Source organism: Winogradskyella algicola, assembly GCF_005869935.1.
Classification (GTDB): Bacteria; Bacteroidota; Bacteroidia; order Flavobacteriales; family Flavobacteriaceae; genus Winogradskyella; species Winogradskyella algicola.
The window spans coordinates 164,826-181,818 of record NZ_SZQF01000002.1 but is presented as its reverse complement, the minus strand read 5'-3'; the positions used below and the strand labels follow the sequence as shown (position 1 = coordinate 181,818).

At 33.8% G+C, this 16,993-nt stretch carries 13 protein-coding genes and 1 tRNA gene; 13 read left to right on the top strand and 1 reads right to left on the bottom strand.

The genetic code is table 11. From position 1 onward, the window contains the following. The first annotated feature begins 3 nt into the window (after positions 1–3). The 6 genes from FC091_RS05350 (at position 4) to FC091_RS05325 (ending at position 7,167) form a co-directional block, all read left to right on the top strand. Positions 4–1,170, top strand: a complete 1,167-nt coding sequence (locus FC091_RS05350; RefSeq protein ID WP_138433241.1) for a formimidoylglutamase — start codon at positions 4–6, stop codon at positions 1,168–1,170. 166 nt (positions 1,171–1,336) lie between these two features. Continuing rightward, positions 1,337–2,683 carry a type IX secretion system lipoprotein PorK/GldK gene (porK, locus tag FC091_RS05345; RefSeq protein ID WP_449441488.1) on the top strand — a complete coding sequence of 449 codons (1,347 nt, stop codon included), beginning with the start codon at positions 1,337–1,339 and terminating at the stop codon, positions 2,681–2,683. Positions 2,684–2,768: 85 nt separating this feature from the next. Then, positions 2,769–3,401: a type IX secretion system motor protein PorL/GldL gene (gene porL / locus FC091_RS05340; protein WP_138433239.1), complete on the top strand. Its 633-nt coding sequence runs from the start codon at positions 2,769–2,771 to the stop codon at positions 3,399–3,401. Between the two features lie 50 nt (positions 3,402–3,451). Further along, positions 3,452–5,035 (top strand): type IX secretion system motor protein PorM/GldM, encoded by a 1,584-nt coding sequence (porM, locus tag FC091_RS05335; RefSeq protein WP_138433238.1) that lies wholly within the window; start codon positions 3,452–3,454, stop codon positions 5,033–5,035. A 76-nt stretch (positions 5,036–5,111) separates the two neighbouring features. Further along, positions 5,112–6,020, top strand: coding sequence for a type IX secretion system ring subunit PorN/GldN (gene porN / locus FC091_RS05330; protein WP_138433237.1), 909 nt, complete (start codon positions 5,112–5,114; stop codon positions 6,018–6,020). 100 nt (positions 6,021–6,120) lie between these two features. Further along, entirely contained in the window at positions 6,121–7,167 is a 1,047-nt protein-coding gene (locus FC091_RS05325; RefSeq protein ID WP_138433236.1) for an NAD(P)/FAD-dependent oxidoreductase, read from the top strand. Here the strand turns inward: FC091_RS05325 and FC091_RS05320 are convergent. Next, positions 7,157–7,540 carry a DUF983 domain-containing protein gene (locus tag FC091_RS05320; RefSeq protein ID WP_138433235.1) on the bottom strand — a complete coding sequence of 128 codons (384 nt, stop codon included), beginning with the start codon at positions 7,538–7,540 and terminating at the stop codon, positions 7,157–7,159. The genes FC091_RS05325 and FC091_RS05320 overlap by 11 nt on opposite strands. A gap of 111 nt (positions 7,541–7,651) precedes the next feature. Here FC091_RS05320 and FC091_RS05315 point away from each other — a divergent pair, with 111 nt between their 5' ends. From FC091_RS05315 to FC091_RS05285, 7 genes are all read left to right on the top strand, one after another. Beyond that, positions 7,652–9,568 carry an ABC-F family ATP-binding cassette domain-containing protein gene (locus FC091_RS05315; protein WP_138433234.1) on the top strand — a complete coding sequence of 639 codons (1,917 nt, stop codon included), beginning with the start codon at positions 7,652–7,654 and terminating at the stop codon, positions 9,566–9,568. Between the two features lie 66 nt (positions 9,569–9,634). Continuing rightward, entirely contained in the window at positions 9,635–10,759 is a 1,125-nt protein-coding gene (locus FC091_RS05310; protein ID WP_138433233.1) for an efflux RND transporter periplasmic adaptor subunit, read from the top strand. Continuing rightward, a complete protein-coding gene (locus tag FC091_RS05305; RefSeq protein WP_138433232.1) occupies positions 10,759–13,959 on the top strand; it encodes an efflux RND transporter permease subunit in 3,201 nt (1,066 codons plus the stop codon). The genes FC091_RS05310 and FC091_RS05305 overlap by 1 nt, the downstream gene beginning before the upstream one ends. Beyond that, on the top strand, positions 13,949–15,265 hold the full coding sequence (locus FC091_RS05300) for a TolC family protein (RefSeq protein ID WP_138433231.1): 1,317 nt from the start codon (positions 13,949–13,951) through the stop codon (positions 15,263–15,265). The genes FC091_RS05305 and FC091_RS05300 overlap by 11 nt, the downstream gene beginning before the upstream one ends. 12 nt (positions 15,266–15,277) lie before the next feature. Continuing rightward, positions 15,278–15,460 carry a CPXCG motif-containing cysteine-rich protein gene (locus tag FC091_RS05295; RefSeq protein WP_138433230.1) on the top strand — a complete coding sequence of 61 codons (183 nt, stop codon included), beginning with the start codon at positions 15,278–15,280 and terminating at the stop codon, positions 15,458–15,460. A 131-nt stretch (positions 15,461–15,591) separates the two neighbouring features. Next, a complete protein-coding gene (locus FC091_RS05290; protein ID WP_246035804.1) occupies positions 15,592–16,434 on the top strand; it encodes a leucine-rich repeat domain-containing protein in 843 nt (280 codons plus the stop codon). 114 nt (positions 16,435–16,548) lie between these two features. Beyond that, positions 16,549–16,621 (top strand) — tRNA-Met (locus FC091_RS05285). Positions 16,622–16,993: the final 372 nt, after the last annotated feature.

Here is a 16,993-nt window from a genome sequence, read left to right as displayed (position 1 = left end):
TTTATGAATTTTAATTTTCTAACGCCTGTTTCAGATGCGGTTTTAGCTCACTCAGAACTATTAGCGCAGCAAGCGCTCGGAAAAAAAATCAAAATTCACTCAAAGCAAAATGGTATCCCAGATTTAGATGATGTTCAATTAGCAATCATCGGAGTTCTGGAAAATAGAAATGATGTCAACTATATAGGTGTTGATATTAATTTTGATACTGTTAGGAAAACACTTTATACACTATTCCCGGGAAATTGGAGTTCAACTATTGCAGACCTTGGTGATATATTGCCAGGCGAATCTGTAGAAGACACCTACTTTGCTATCCGTACCGCAATCAATGTCTTGGTAGAAAAAAATATTATTCCGATAATAATAGGGGGAAGTCAAGATTTAACCTATGCTAATTATCGTGCATATGATGATTTAATGCCAATGGTTAATATTGTCAATGTAGACACTAACTTCGATTTAGGAGATGCTAATTTGCCAATTAAAAATAATAGTTATGTAGGGAAGATTATTGTTGAAGAGCCTTATAACCTTTTTAATTATTCGGCAATAGGCTATCAAACATACTTTAATTCTCAAGAGGAAATAGATCTTATGGAGAAGTTGTACTTTGAATCTCACCGTTTAGGCGAAATATCTGGTGATATAAATAAGGTTGAACCTTTATTAAGAGATGCTCATATAGTTTCTATTGATTTAAAATCTATAAGAGCTGCTGAGGTAAGTGATAGTTTAAAGTATTCACCTAATGGATTTTCTGGAAAAGAAATTTGTGCAATTACTCGGTATGCTGGTATAAGTAATAAAGTGTCTTCATTTGGGATTTATGAATACAGTAATTCTAAAAATGATTCTGCTTCTTCTATGTTAATAGCTCAAATGATATGGTATTTTATAGAAGGAGTAAATTGTAGGGTGAAAGATGACAATTTTAACAATGAAAATGAGTTTCAGAAATACAATGTTTTAGTTGAAGACGACGAACTCATATTTTACAAAAGCTTAAAAACTGGACGTTGGTGGATAGAAATTCCTTTTTTACCAGATGTTAATAATAAATTAAAAAAGCACACGTTATTACCATGCATGCATGCCGATTATGTGCTTGCTACTCAGGGTGAAATACCTGAACGTTGGTATAAAGCCTATAGGAAGAACAGCTTTTAAAAAGGGCACTTAGTCGATAATTTAACATTTAAACTATCGATGAAATGCATTTTTTAAGGACGAAATGCAAAAAAAAATCGAAAAAAGTTGTTTTTTAGAAAATATATAAATATGTTTACGACCTTAAAATTAAGGACGACTAATTTAACCTCGAGTTACTATGAATATTAAGAGATTTATTTTACTTACCGCTGTATTGGTTTTGGTTGCCAGTTGTAATTCTGGAGACCGCGGACAATTAGTAGGTGTTAAAGGTAAAAAATGGCATCCAGAAAAGCCTTACGGTATGACTTTAGTACCTGGTGGCGCTTTTATTATGGGTAAATCAGACGATGATATCGCTGGTGTAAAAGATGCTCCGACAAAAACGGCTACAGTACGTGCTTTTTATATGGACGAAACTGAGATTACAAATAGCGAGTACAGACAGTTCGTTTTTTGGGTACGAGATTCTATTCTTAGACTTAATTTAGCTGAAATGGCTGACTTAGAAGGTAAAACTCCAGGTAATGGTGACATCGGTGAGTTTGCTTATTTAGATGCTAATCCAGAAGAGTTAAATGCTTACGAAAGTTACATGCAGAATACATATGGTAATGAGCAGAGAAAAATTAATCACGATGTCGATTTAATTTTCGATACTGACGATTATCCAGATGAATTGTATGCAGAGGTTATGGATGGTATGTACTTACCATTAGAAGAATCTTATAATGGTCAAAGAACTTGGGATGTAAAGCAATTCAAATTTCAATATACATACATGGACATAGCTAAGGCAGCTAAAGATAGAAGTCTTAAGCGTTCTGAGGTTATTGAACAGGAAGAAGTAGAGGTGTATCCAGATACTACAGCTTGGATTAGAGATTTCGCTTATTCATACAACGAACCAATGCATAATGATTATTTCTGGCACGATGCTTACGGTGATTATCCTGTTGTTGGCGTATCATGGAAACAAGCGCAAGCGTTTTGTCAGTGGAGAACACTATATCACAATGGTTACCAAAAGAGTAAAGGAAGACAGCCTATAAATTCATACAGATTACCATCAGAGGCAGAATGGGAATATGCTGCTCGTGGAGGATTACAAGGAGCTTCATATCCTTGGGGTGGACCTTACACTAAAAATGATAGAGGTTGCTTTATGGCAAACTTTAAACCATTAAGAGGTGATTATGCAGCTGACCAAGCATTATATACTGTAGAAGCAGATGCTTATGATCCAAATGATTTCAACTTATATAACATGGCAGGTAATGTTTCAGAATGGGTTAACGGTTCTTACGATCCTGCTTCATACGAATTTTCATCTACAATTAATCCTAATGTTAATGATCCAGAAAACTCTCGTAAAGTAGTAAGAGGAGGTTCATGGAAAGATGTTGCTTACTTTTTACAAGTAAGTTCTAGAGATTATGAGTATGCGGACTCAGCAAGAAGTTATATAGGTTTTAGAACTGTACAAGATTACATGGGAACTGAGGTAACCAAGAATGCAGCAACTAACTAAAACAAAATTAAAACAATAACCCAAATTAAATTAACCTACTTAAGTTATCATCCATTTAACTTAAACTAAAAAAACTAAACAAATTATGGCACAAAAAGGTAAAATTACAATCACTAACATGATCTACGGATTAGGAGCAGCAATCGTAATCGTTGGAGCATTATTTAAAATTCAGCACTGGCCTTTCGGTTCAGAGATCTTAACAATAGGTATGGTTGTTGAAGCCTTAGTATTCATATACTCAGCTTTTGAGAGACAACAAGCGGATTTAGATTGGTCTCTAGTATATCCAGAATTAGCTGGTGGTCAATCATTAGGAAAAAAGAAAAAAGAAGAACCAAAAGATGCTGAAGGATTATTATCTAAAAAATTAGATAACTTATTAAAAGAAGCTAAAATTGATGGAGAATTAATGGCAAGCTTAGGAAATAGCATTAAAAACTTTGAGGGTGCAGCTAAGGGTATCAGCCCAACTGTAGATTCAATGGCAGCTCAAAAGAAATATAGCGAAGAAATGTCTTTAGCAGCAGCTCAGATGGAGTCTTTAAACAGCCTTTACAAAGTACAAATGGAAAGTGCAAATCGTCAAGCTGCAATCAACGAAGAAGCTGTAGAAAATGCACAGAAATTAAAAGAGCAAATGGCATCTTTAGCATCAAACCTATCATCATTAAATGGTGTTTACGGTGGAATGTTATCTGCAATGAACAAAAACTAATTAGTTTTTATAATCAATTTAATTAATTAACATTTAAAAACTAATTTACAATGGCAGGAGGAAAATTATCTGCAAGGCAGAAAATGATTAACTTAATGTACTTAGTATTTATTGCTATGATTGCAATGACTACAAGTAAAGAGATACTATCTGCGTTTAGCTTATTTAATACCAAATTCGAAAATGCAAACGAACTAGCAGTTGCATCTAATACAAACCTTTTAAAAGGTCTTGAGAAGCAAGCTGAGGAAAAACCTAAAGACTTTGGTGTTGCTTTTAATAATGCCCAAAAGGTAAGTTCTATTTCTAATGAATTCTTCACGTATTTAGAAGGTCAAAAGAAAATGATCTTAGACAAAGGAAATTATGCGGCTAAATTTGCTGAGCAAGGTGGCTTACCAGCTGAAGAGATGGACAAAGGAGATGCTTTAGATGAGCACTGGTTTACAGGTGACCGTATGACAAAAGCAGGTCAGGCTTTCGTAGAGAGAATTAATAAATACAAGGCTGATATCAATGAATTGTTAGGTGATGATGTTGCTTACAATCCAGCTAAAGAAAATTTAGAGCGTCGTTTTAGTACTTCAGAAGTAACTAATAAAGATGGTAAGAAACAAAGTTGGTTAGATTACAACTTTAAAGGATTTCCAGCTGTAGCTTCTTACACAAAGCTTACTGCAATGCAAAACGATATCAAAGCAACTGAAGCAAACCTATACAATGTGTTTTTAGGAAATACAGTTGATGAAGCTACATCTTTAAAGAACTATACAGCTATCGTTATACCAGATAAGAATGCATTTTTCGCTGGTGAGAAGTTTACTGGTTCTGTAGTTTTAGGTAAGTATGCTAATGTAACTCCAACAAAATTAAAGGTTGGTGATACGGATTTAGATATGAACAGAGAAGGTGCAATTGACTCTACAGGTGCTGCTAGAATTGAGTTTACTGTAGGTAACGTTGGTGAGCATGATATTAAAGGACAATTTACGTTCTTAGAAAAGGGTGAAGAATTACCTATTGATTTCAGTGGAAAGTATGTGGTTGTACCAAGACCAAACTCTGCTACAATTTCTGCGGATAAGATGAATGTTGTATATCGTGGTGTTGCTAACCCAATGACTATTTCATTTGCAGGTATTGCTGATAACAAAGTACAAGCTAGCGGAATAGGATTAAAACCTGTAGGTCAAGGTAAATATGTTATGAATCCAGGTTCTGGTAAAGAAGTAACTATCAATGTTACCGGCACTTTAGATGATGGTTCTAGAGTAAGTGACCGTAAAACATTTAGAATTAAAGATATTCCTGCACCAACAGGTGTTATAGCTGGTCAGACAGGTGTTGTGAAGTTGCCTAAACGTAACGTTGAAATAGGTACAGTAGGAGCAGAGTTAAAAGATTTTGTTTTTGATTTACCAATTCAAGTGACATCATTTAAAATTAAAGTTCCAGGGCAACCAACTGTAAATGTTGCAGGAACTAAAATGAATGCACAAGCTAAAGCTGCTATTAAAAAAGCACGTAGAGGTGACAATATTACAATCTTTGATATCAATGCTAAAATACAAGGTAATTCAAAGTATAGATTGCAGAACGTTTCACCTGTAGTAGTAGAAGTTACAAGTAACTAATCCCAAAAAAGGATTAAATTATATATAGTTGTAAAACTTTAGATAGAGTTTAAGAAAACCCAAATTAATTAGTAAGATGAAATTTAAAAGCTTTTTATGTACAGGATTCATTGTGTTAGCTGCAAATAGTTTATTTGCTCAAGCAAATATCCTAAATGCAAAAATACCTGAAGAAATAGGTATGAAGACAGAAGCCGAATTACTGTTAGATAATGATAAACCATTAGAATATGGTTATGTAGGTGATAGAGACATCTTATTCTCAAAAATGATTTGGGAGAAAGTTGTATTAGATGAACGTGTTAACTTTCCACTTTACTTCCCTGTTGAAGGTAATTTAGGTGATGATCGTAAGTCTTTGTATCAGGTTTTAAAGGAAAACCTAGATAGTGGAATGATCTCTAAAGTATATGGCGATTCGTATTTCACTGAAGAGCGTACATTAAAAGATATGGAAGCGTCACTCAGTATGCGTAAAATAACAGATGCTGGTATTAGATATATGAACGAGAATGGTGTTGGTGAAGATGAAATTCCTGAAGAATATATTATTGAAAGAAATATTGAAGCAGCGGATATTAATTCATATTTAATTAAAGGTCTTTGGTATTTTGATAAACGTCAAGGTGAGCTAAAATATCGTATTTTAGGTATTGCACCAGCAGCACCAGATGTTAACTTTATAGATTCAGAAGATTCTGAAAATAGCGAACCAATACCAATGTTTTGGGTTTTTTATCCAGAAGTAAGAGATATTTTACACGAAGCAAAGGCCTTTAACAACGATAATAGTGCTTCGCCAATTTCTTTTGATCACTTACTTAACAGTCGTCGTTTCCACGGAGTTATCTACAAGGAAGAGAATGTTTATGGTGACAGAGAAGTAAAAGAGTACGTTGCTGAAAATGCTCTAATGCAATTACTAGAATCTGAGCGTATCAAAGATAAGATCAGAGATTTTGAACAAGATATGTGGAGTTACTAATAACTCTAAAATATAAAAGAAAACGCTCACTTATTAAGTGGGCGTTTTTTATTTCTATCATTTCTGCGTAGGCAAGGATCTTTTTGATAATTTCGCAAATGTGAAACAAGTTGATTATATCATAGTAGGTTGCGGTTTAGCTAGTATTGCCTTTTGTGAGCAGCTACGAACTAACAATATAACATTTATTGTTTTTGACGATGGTTCACAGCAGTCATCTATTGTTGCAGCAGGTTTATACAACCCTGTAATTTTAAAACGGTTTTCAGAGGTTTGGAAAGCAAAAGAGCAGTTAGATATTGCTTTGCCTGTTTACAATAGAATTGAACAAGATTTAAATATAAAAATTGACTATAAACTTAGAATTCTTAGAAGATTTTCTTCAATTGAAGAGCAGAATCTTTGGTTTAATGCTACCGACAAACCGAAACTAGAACCATTTCTTTCAACAGAATTAGTTAAAAATAATAATGACGCTCTAGACGCACCATTTGGATTTGGTGAGGTATTACACGCAGGTCGCTTAGATACTAATGCACTCATAGATGCTTACAAGGATTATCTAAAACAAATTAAAAGTCTTGAGGAGTCTAGTTTTATCTATGAAAAACTACAAGTTTTACCTCATAGTCTGATATATGATGATATAGAAACTCAACAAATAGTTTTTGCAGAAGGTTTTGGTGTAAAGAAAAACCCTTACTTCAATCAAATTCCTTTAAATGGCACAAAAGGTGAAGTTTTAATTATTAAAGCTCCAAAACTTAATATTGACTACGGAGTAAAGTCTTCAGTCTTCATTATTCCTATAGAAAATGATTTATATGCAGTAGGTGCAACCTACAATTGGGCAGATAAAACCAACCAACCAACAGAAGAAGGTAAACAAGAACTTATTTCTAAACTTAAGACGTTTTTAAGATGTGATTTTGAAGTCGTTCAACACTTAGCAGGTATACGTCCAACGGTAAAAGATAGAAGGCCTTTAGTTGGTAGACATCCTGAACATCAAAATTTATATGTATTAAACGGATTGGGTACTAGAGGTGTTATGATCGCACCTTACGTGGCGGAAAAGTTATATCAATTTGTTGAAAATGATAAACCTTTGGATTCTGAAATTAATATAAAAAGATTTACTTATTAGCTAGAGATTTATCGTATTTCATAAAAATATTAATCCAAATATTTCTCGAAAGTCTCATAATCACAGGAAATAAGAGCACTAAGGTTAATACAATACTAATAAATGCTGTTGTAATTGAGGTTTCAAAGATTATGTAAGTTGTTATAAAAGCGGCAACAGCAAAAGCAATACCTACACCATAACTCACATACATAGATCCATAAAAAAATGAAGGCTCCATTTGGTATCTTGTCTTGCAATGCGAGCATTGATCATGCATTTTTATAACTTTAGAAATTACATAAGGATTTTTATTTAAATACATAGATTCTTGATGACATTTTGGGCAAACACCAAAAAGTATACTATATAATTTCATTCCTTTTCGTATCATAACTAAATCCTTTACTTTTGCGTTTTTTAAGGCTTACAAAGATAAATTATTGCCTTTCAACCATTGTAACAATTGTAACATTTAACACAGTTGTTCTTATGAAATTTAATTATGCTAAACATCCATAATCTATCTATATCATTTCAAGGGGAATACTTGTTTGAAGATATTACATTTAAACTTGGCGCTGGAGATCGCATTGGTTTAATTGGTAAAAATGGAGCTGGTAAATCTACAATGCTAAGAATTTTAGCCAAAGAACAAGAATCAGATTCTGGACAAATTGCAGCAGATAAAGACTTAAAAATTGGCTTCCTTAAACAAGACATCGATTTCGATTTTGGTAAAACCGTTTTAGAAGAATCTTATGAAGCTTTTAAACAGATTAAAGCGTGTGAAGCGAAGCTAGAACATATTAATACTCAATTAGCAGAGCGCACAGATTACGAAAGCGAAGCTTATAACCAATTAATGATTGATTTGAATGACATTCAACACCAATACGAAATATTAGGTGGTTATAATTATCAAGGCGAAACCGAAAAAATTCTTCAAGGTTTAGGTTTTATGCGTGAAGATTTCAATAAGTTAACAGATACCTTTTCTGGCGGTTGGAGAATGCGTATTGAACTTGCGAAACTATTGCTTCAAAATAACGATTTACTACTGTTAGATGAGCCAACAAACCACTTAGATATCGAATCTATTATTTGGTTAGAAAACTTCCTAAAAACATACCCAGGTGCAGTTGTAATTGTATCTCACGATAAAATGTTTTTAGATAATGTAACCAACCGAACCATTGAAATTTCATTAGGAAGAATTTACGATTACAACAAACCATACACAAAATTCCTTGAGTTAAGAAAGGAAATGAAAGTGCAGCAATTGGCAGCACAGAAAAATCAGGAAAAACAAATACAGCAAACCGAAAAACTGATTGAAAAATTTAGAGCCAAGGCTTCAAAGGCAACAATGGCACAGTCGTTAATTAAAAAACTAGATAAGATTGATCGTATTGAGGTTGATGAGGATGATAACAGTGTAATGACTTTAAATTTCCCTGTGTCTATAGCACCAGGAAAGGTCGTTGTTGAGATTGAAAATGTATCAAAGCATTATGGCGACCTACAGGTTTTAAATAATGTGAATCTAACTATACCGAGAGATGTAAAAACAGCATTTGTCGGCCAGAATGGTCAAGGAAAATCTACATTAGCAAAAATCATCGTTGGTGAATTAAACCACGATGGCAAGGTGAATATAGGTCATAACGTGCAGATAGGCTATTTTGCGCAGAACCAAGCAGAATATTTAGACGGTAATAAAACCGTTTTAGATACAATGATTGATGCTGCCAATGAAAGCAATCGTTCTAAAGTGCGAGATATTTTGGGTGCATTCTTGTTTAGAGGCGAAGAGGTAGAAAAGTACGTAAAAGTATTATCTGGTGGTGAACGTAACCGTCTGGCATTAGCAAAACTATTGCTTCAACCATTAAATGTTTTAATAATGGATGAGCCTACCAACCACTTGGATATTAAGTCTAAAAATGTGCTGAAAGATGCGCTTAAAAAATTTGAAGGCACATTAATTTTGGTATCTCATGACAGGGATTTTCTTCAAGGGTTGACCGAAACGGTTTATGAGTTTAAAGACCAAAACATCAAGGAATATTTAGGAGGTATTGATTACTATTTAGAGCAACGCAATATTGAAAATCTCAGAGAAGCCGAAAAGCGAACAGTTGTTGAGGATAAGCCTAAAGAAAGTAATAAAAAAAGCTACAAAGACCAGAAAAAAATAAAGTCGCTAAATAACAAACTTAGCAGCATTGAAGCTAAAATCAACCAGCTTGAAAAAGCCATTAAACAAGACGACTTTAAACTTGAAACAGATTACGATAATACAGCTTCTGACCCTAATTTCTTCGATGCGTATCAAAACAAGAAAAAAGAATTAGAACAATTAATGGAAGACTGGGAAGATATAACGCTGCAAATAGAAGAATATTCAGCACAACATTAAGATTATTTTAACGGCTACACATAATGATAACAATAACTTTGCAAGTTATTGATGACCGCTTTCATTATGACCAGAAAAATTATTCTTTCCATTTTAGGTATCGCTTTAATTGTAGGTGCATTTCTTTTTGCAAACTATCTTATTGCTAATAAAAACAAACCAAAGCCAATAATACCAAAGGTGGTTAAAACCGTTTTGGTAGATACAGTTAAAAATTCAACCATTCCTGTGGTAATTTCTGCCAATGGAAACCTAACAGCAAAACAGCGCGTAGAATTATATTCTGAAGTGCAAGGTGTTTTCAAAACAGGAAATAAGTTATTCAAACCAGGTCAAAAATTTAAAAAAGGTGAAACTTTAATTCGTATTGATGCATCAGAATATTATGCAAGTGTTCAATCTGCTAAAAGTAATTTGTACAATAGTATCGCTGCAATTATGCCAGATTTGCGATTAGATTTTATAGATGTTTATCCAAAATGGCAAGCCTATCTAAACAATTTCGATTTAAATAAAACCACACCAAAGTTGCCAGAAATTTCTGGTGAAAAAGAAAACTATTTCATTACAGGACGTGGTATTGTTAGTGCGTATTACAACGTTAAAAATTTAGAACAACGCCTAGCCAAATATAGAATATCAGCACCATTTACAGGTATTCTTACAGAAGCCTTGGTTACAGAAGGTACTTTAATTAGAAGCGGACAAAAACTTGGTGAATTTATAGATCCTTCAGTATACGAGATGCAAGTAGCAGTGAGCAAATCTTATGCAGATATCATTAAAGAAGGCGCTAAAGTTGAGTTAAGCAATTTAGAAAAAACTAAAACTTATCAAGGCACCGTGGCTCGTGTTAATGGTAGTATTGATGCAACAACCCAAACAATTACGGCATTTGTAGATGTTAAACACCAAGATCTAAAAGAAGGTATGTATTTAGAAGCTAACCTTGATGCTGAGGAGGTTGAAAACGCGATAGAAATTGACAGAACTTTGTTGCTAGATAGTCAAGAAATATATGTTGTTAAAGACAGTCTTTTAGATGTAATTACCGTGAAACCAGCGCATTTTTCAGACAAAACAGTAGTATTAAAGTCAGTGCCAAATGGTACCATCATTTTAAGAAAACCTGTTCCTGGTGCTTATGCAGGTATGCAAGTTAAGGCGGCCACAACCGATACCGTAGAATAATGAGAAAAATAATTGAATATTTTATAAGGTACCACGTTGCAGTTAACGTTTGTATACTTGCATTCATCATTTTTGGTGTTATTGGCGCTTTATCATTAAAGTCTTCTTTTTTTCCATTGGTTGAGTCTAAAATCATTAATGTTGCCATTACATATCCAGGTGCTTCACCTCAAGAAATAGAAGAAGGTATTGTGCTTCAAATTGAAGATAATCTTAAAGGCTTAAAGGGTATTGATAGGGTTACTTCAACATCCAGAGAAAACAGCGGAACAATTACTGTAGAGATCGAAAAAGGTGAAAACCTAGATTTTATGTTATTGGAGGTTAAAAATGCAGTTGATCGTGTGCCTTCTTTTCCAACAGGAATGGAACCTTTAGTGGTTTCTAAACAAGAAGCCATTAGAGAAACAATATCTTTTGCAATCAGTGGAAAAGAAATTCCGTTAGCTACCCTGAAGCAATTAGCAAGACAGGTTGAAACCGATTTAAGAGCTATAGATGGTATTTCTCAGATTGAAATCTCTGGTTTTCCGGATGAAGAAATAGAGATTGCTGTTAATGAAACTGATTTACTAGCATATAATCTTACTTTTAACGACGTAGCCACAGCTGTAAGTAACTCAAATATTTTGGTAACAGGTGGTAATGTAAAAACCGTTGCTGAAGAATATTTAATTAGAGCAAATAACAGAGAATATTACGGTAAAGAGTTGGCCAATATCATTGTAAAAGCGTCGTCTGATGGTAAAGTAGTACGCTTAAAGGATGTGGCAATTATTAGAGATCGTTTTTCTGAAACACCAAATGCGACTTATTTCAATCAAGAATTGGCTGTGAATATTTCGGTAACAAGTACTAATAACGAAGATTTAATAAGCTCTGCTGATAAGGTTAAGGCCTATATTGAGGAGTATAATCAAAAATATGAAAATGTCCATTTGAGTGTCGTTAGAGATTTATCTATTACGCTAAACCAAAGGACACAGCTGTTAGCAGAAAATGCTGTTGTTGGTATGCTCTTGGTTTTAGTGTTCTTGTCTATTTTCTTAAATACCAGACTGGCATTATGGGTGGCTTTTGGTCTACCTATTTCATTCTTAGGAATGTTTATGTTTGCAGGTCAGTTTGATGTTACAATAAATGTATTGTCTCTCTTCGGAATGATCATCGTTATTGGTATTCTGGTAGATGACGGTATTGTAATTGCCGAAAACATATATCAGCACTACGAAAAGGGAAAAAAGCCAATTCAGGCTGCTATTGATGGTACATTAGAAGTAATTCCACCAGTCGTTTCGGCCATAACAACAACTGTTTTAGCGTTCTCATTATTTTTCTTTTTAGAGAGTAGAATAGGCGAGTTTTTTAGTGAGGTTTCGGTTATTGTAATACTAACCTTAGTAGTCTCGCTTGTAGAGGCATTAATTATTCTCCCTGCGCATTTAGCACATTCAAAAGCCTTAAGAATTAAAAAAGAAGAGCTGCATAGCAAAAAATCATCCAATGGATTCTTCTCCTTTATGCGAGGACTCAACCGTTCTGGAGACCGCTTTATGTCATATCTGAGAGATAAGGTGTATGCACCAACATTACGATTTGTAATGGAATTTAAATTATTGGCACTTGGTATTTTTGTCGCACTTTTAGTCCTAACTTTTGGTTCTCTAGGTGGCGGAATTATTGGTGTGACCCTTTTTCCTAGAATCGCAAGTGATTCTGCAAATATTGAGTTAGTAATGCCTGCTGGCACCAATGTAAGAGTTACAGATTCCATCATTTCTATGATCGAAGAAAAGTCGTTTATCGTTAATGAAGAACTCACGGAAAAGTATCTAAAAGGTACCGGAAAGCAATTGTTTGAAAATACCATTGTATCCATTAACAGTAGCTCGTCAGCCAATTTGAGAATCAACTTATTACCAGGTGAAGAACGACCAGATGAGATTCAATCTTTTTTAATTACAAAACGATTAGAAGAATTGGTGGGACCAGTGATCGGAACCGAACGATTAATTTATGGTTCAGGTGGAAACTTTGGTGGTAGTCCTGTATCTGTATCATTACTAAGTAATAATATTTCAGAATTAAAGGCGTCTAAGGACGAACTTAAAAAATATTTGCAGTCTAATCCGTTGTTAAAAGATATTGGTGATAATGATCCTGCTGGAATTAAAGAGATTAGATTAGAATTAAAGGAAAGCGCTTACTTGTTAGGCTTAGATTTAAGAACAGTTATGGCGCAAGTACGTTCTGGATTTTTTGGTGTCCAAGCGCAGCGTTTTCAGCGTGGGCAAGACGAAATTAGAGTCTGGGTGCGTTACGATAAAAACAATCGTAGTTCTATTAACGATTTAGATGATATGCGTATCGTAACACCAACAGGTGAACGCGTAACGCTTAAGGATATTGCAACGTATAGCATAGAACGTGGAGATGTAGCCATTAATCACTTGGAAGGGAAACGTGAAATTCAAGTGTATGCAGATTTAAAAGATCCAAGCGCAAGTGCTACAGATATAACTGAAGCCATTAAAACTGAATTTATACCACAATTACAATCTAAATATCCAACCATAAATGCCTCATATGAAGGACAAAATAGAGAAGCAGGTAAGTTAACAAGTTCATTAGGAGTTGCAGGTCCAATAATTTTGATATTAATCTATATTACAATTGCGTTTACGTTTAGAAGTTATTCGCAACCGTTATTATTGATTTTATTAATTCCGTTTAGTTTAACAGCCGTAGCTTGGGGACACTGGTTGTTGAATTTTCAGGTGAATGTGTTGTCGCTTTTAGGAATTATCGCTTTAATAGGAATTATGGTTAATGACGGTTTAGTACTTATTGGAAAATTTAACAATAATCTAAAAGAGGGAATGACCTTTGATAACGCACTTTCCGAAGCAGGTAAATCGCGTTTTAGAGCTATTTTCCTAACGTCATTAACAACCATTGCAGGCTTAGCACCATTATTATTAGAAAAGAGTAGACAAGCTCAATTTTTAAAACCTATGGCAATTTCTATTTCGTTTGGTATTGCTTACGCTACTGTTTTAACATTATTGGTATTGCCATTATTCTTATCGTTTAGTAATAACGTTAAGAAAAACACTAAATGGTTGGCCACTGGAAAAGATGTTACTAAGGAAGAAGTAGAACGTGCTATAAAAGAACAAAAAGAAGGTAATGAGCATTAAACAATTCTATATAATATTAGCAGCCTTATGTGGGCTAAATCTACAGGCTCAAAATATATTAACAAAAGAAGAAGCGGTTTCAAGTGCCTTAGAAAATAATTATGGTGTACAAATCGCCAAGAATGATGTGGCTGTTGCAGAAAATAACACCAGTATTTTAAATTCGGGTTATCTGCCTACAATTACGGGTAATGCTGGTGCAACGTATAATTTAGATAATACGGAAGCGGAATTCTCAAATGGTGAAACCACTGTTTTAAATGGTGCTGAGAGTTCTAGATATAATGCTAGCGTTAATCTTAACTATACCTTGTTTGATGGTTTAGGTAGACGTTACAACTACAAACGTTTAAAAGAACAGTACCAATTATCCGAATTGCAAGCACGAGAAACTATCGAAAACACTATTATTCAAATGTTTTCGGTGTATTACAATGTGGCACAGTTATCCGATAACTTAAACACGTTAGAAAAAGCTATAAATGTTACCAAAGATAGATTGGTTAGAGCTGAGTACCAGTTTGAGTATGGACAAAACACAAAACTCGAAGTCTTAAACGCAGAAGTAGATATCAACAATGACAGTATAAATATCATCAACATAAAACAACAATTAAAAAATGCTAAGCGAGACTTAAAATTGGTGTTAGGCGAAACATTTACAGAAGATTACAATGTAGAAACCGAAGTGGAATTTACATTACAATTTCAAAAGGATAGTTTATTTCAACAAGCAAGAAGACGCAATGTAGCCTTACTGCAGACAGAAAAAAATATTGAAATTAGTAAGTTAGATATTAGTTCTGGTAAGTCAGCCTATTTACCTACTGTAGGACTCACAGGTACTTATGGCTGGAACACAAATAATAATAATGCAGCCGCCTTCGTAGCCGTGCTGACTAATACAGGTTTGTCAGGTGGTTTAAATTTAAGCTGGAATTTATTTGATGGAGGTGCAACCATCAACAGAGTAAGAAATGCAAAGATTAATCTTGAAACACAACAACTTCAAAAAGAAAATATTCTATTAAGCATTGAGCGTGATTTTAATAATGCATGGGATGATTATATGAACAAACTCGATATTTATAACATTCAAGATAAAAATATTATTACCGCTCAGAATAATTTTGATAGAACTCAAGAGAAATTCAAAATTGGTCAAGTCAATTCTATTGAATTTAGACAAGCACAAATCAATTTATTGAATGCAGAATTAAGCCGAAGTCAAGCAAAATATGATGCCAAATTGGCTGAGTTGACTTTGCTTCAAATTAGTGGTGAGTTGTTGAATGTTCAATTTTAAAAACGGTTAAAAATGGAAGAACACTTTTTTCAATGTCCTTATTGTTGGGAGCAAATTTCTATGCTAATAGATGTGTCTCAAAACCAGCAAACTTACATTGAGGATTGTGAAATTTGTTGTAATCCTATTCAAATATCAGTAACTGTAGAAGCACAACAAATAGTCAATTTTCAAGCTGAAAACCTAGAACAGTAGAAAGTGTTAAATATCTGTAAATCAGTATTTTAAAAATTTACACTATGTAGTTCGTCGAAAAAATTTGCAGTTCACAGCATAAGTATCTATATTCGAATAGTTTATGTGCCCCTCCACAAAATCTAGCTATTATGAAAACTTTAAAATTAACCCTACTATGTTGCTTGCTTTCTGCATTTACATTCGCCAACGTATCTCAAAGTCAAAAAGACGCACTAGTAGCACTTTACAACACAACCAACGGAGACGCTTGGAACACATCTTGGGACTTAGACCAACCAATAACTGAGTGGTATGGCTTAACCATTGAAGACGATAAAGTTGTAGCTATTAATTTAAGCTTCAATAATCTCAATGGTGAGTTACCCAGCGAAATTTCAGAGTTAACATCTCTTAAAACATTAAACCTGGCCTTTAACAAGTTACAAGGTGAATTACCTAAATCATTAACAAATATGAGTAATTTAGAGACGCTTCAATTGTTCTCTAACAACTTTTCAGGTGCTTTACCATCGGATATAGGTAGAATGGAAAGCCTCAAAACATTAGAATTGTATAATAATAATTTTTTTGGTGAGATTCCTAGTTCTATAGGTGATTTATCTAACCTAGAATATTTGATATTAAGTAGTAACCAATTAATAGGTAGGCTACCTGCAAGTATCTCTAATCTAAAATCCTTAAAGGTCTTAAGTTTATTTGACAACAGTCTCTTAGGAACCGTTCCGTCTTCAATAGGTGAGTTAAAACAACTAGAAGAGTTGGTTCTATCTAATAATGCGTTTTACGGAAATTTGCCAGGTGAACTAGCTGAGCTATCAAATTTAAAAACATTGTTATTAAGTAATAATGGCTTTAAAGGAAATTATGCAGCTTTAAAGGATAAATTACCAAATATTGTTGACTTTGATTTAGACGAAGTAAACATGAAAGGTGCGCTTGCAACATTAGATACTGAAGAGGATGACGATTAATATTACGGTTTGCCATATAAATGAGTTAGAAAAAGTGTTCAAATAAAATGAGCACTTTTTTTAGTATAAAAACTTGTCAATACTAAAAAGCGTTGTATATTTGCAGTCCAATATCGCGGGATAGAGCAGTAGGTAGCTCGTCGGGCTCATAACCCGAAGGTCACTGGTTCGAGTCCAGTTCCCGCTACAACAAGCCAAATATTCAATTCGATATTTGGCTTTTTTAATTGACTTATCCGGTTTAAACGAACGTATCAACTTAGAAATAGTTTACATTGTGCCCCAAATGAAAAATAACTACCAAAGTATATATTCATCCGTTTTGCAACATAGTTTATCTAAGCTATTGGCTTTTTGATTATACGGAATCAGAACGTCAAAAGTTAATCAGTTGATGCTTAATGATTTTCATTAAGTACTTCTGTTAAGGAAGTCTAAGTAATATGCTTAACACAAAATATATCTAACATCTTCTCTTCAATATTGTCTATGAAGGTTATAATTATTTAGTATTCAGTCATCTAAATCCAAAAAAAAATCGTATTTTATATTGAGCGCA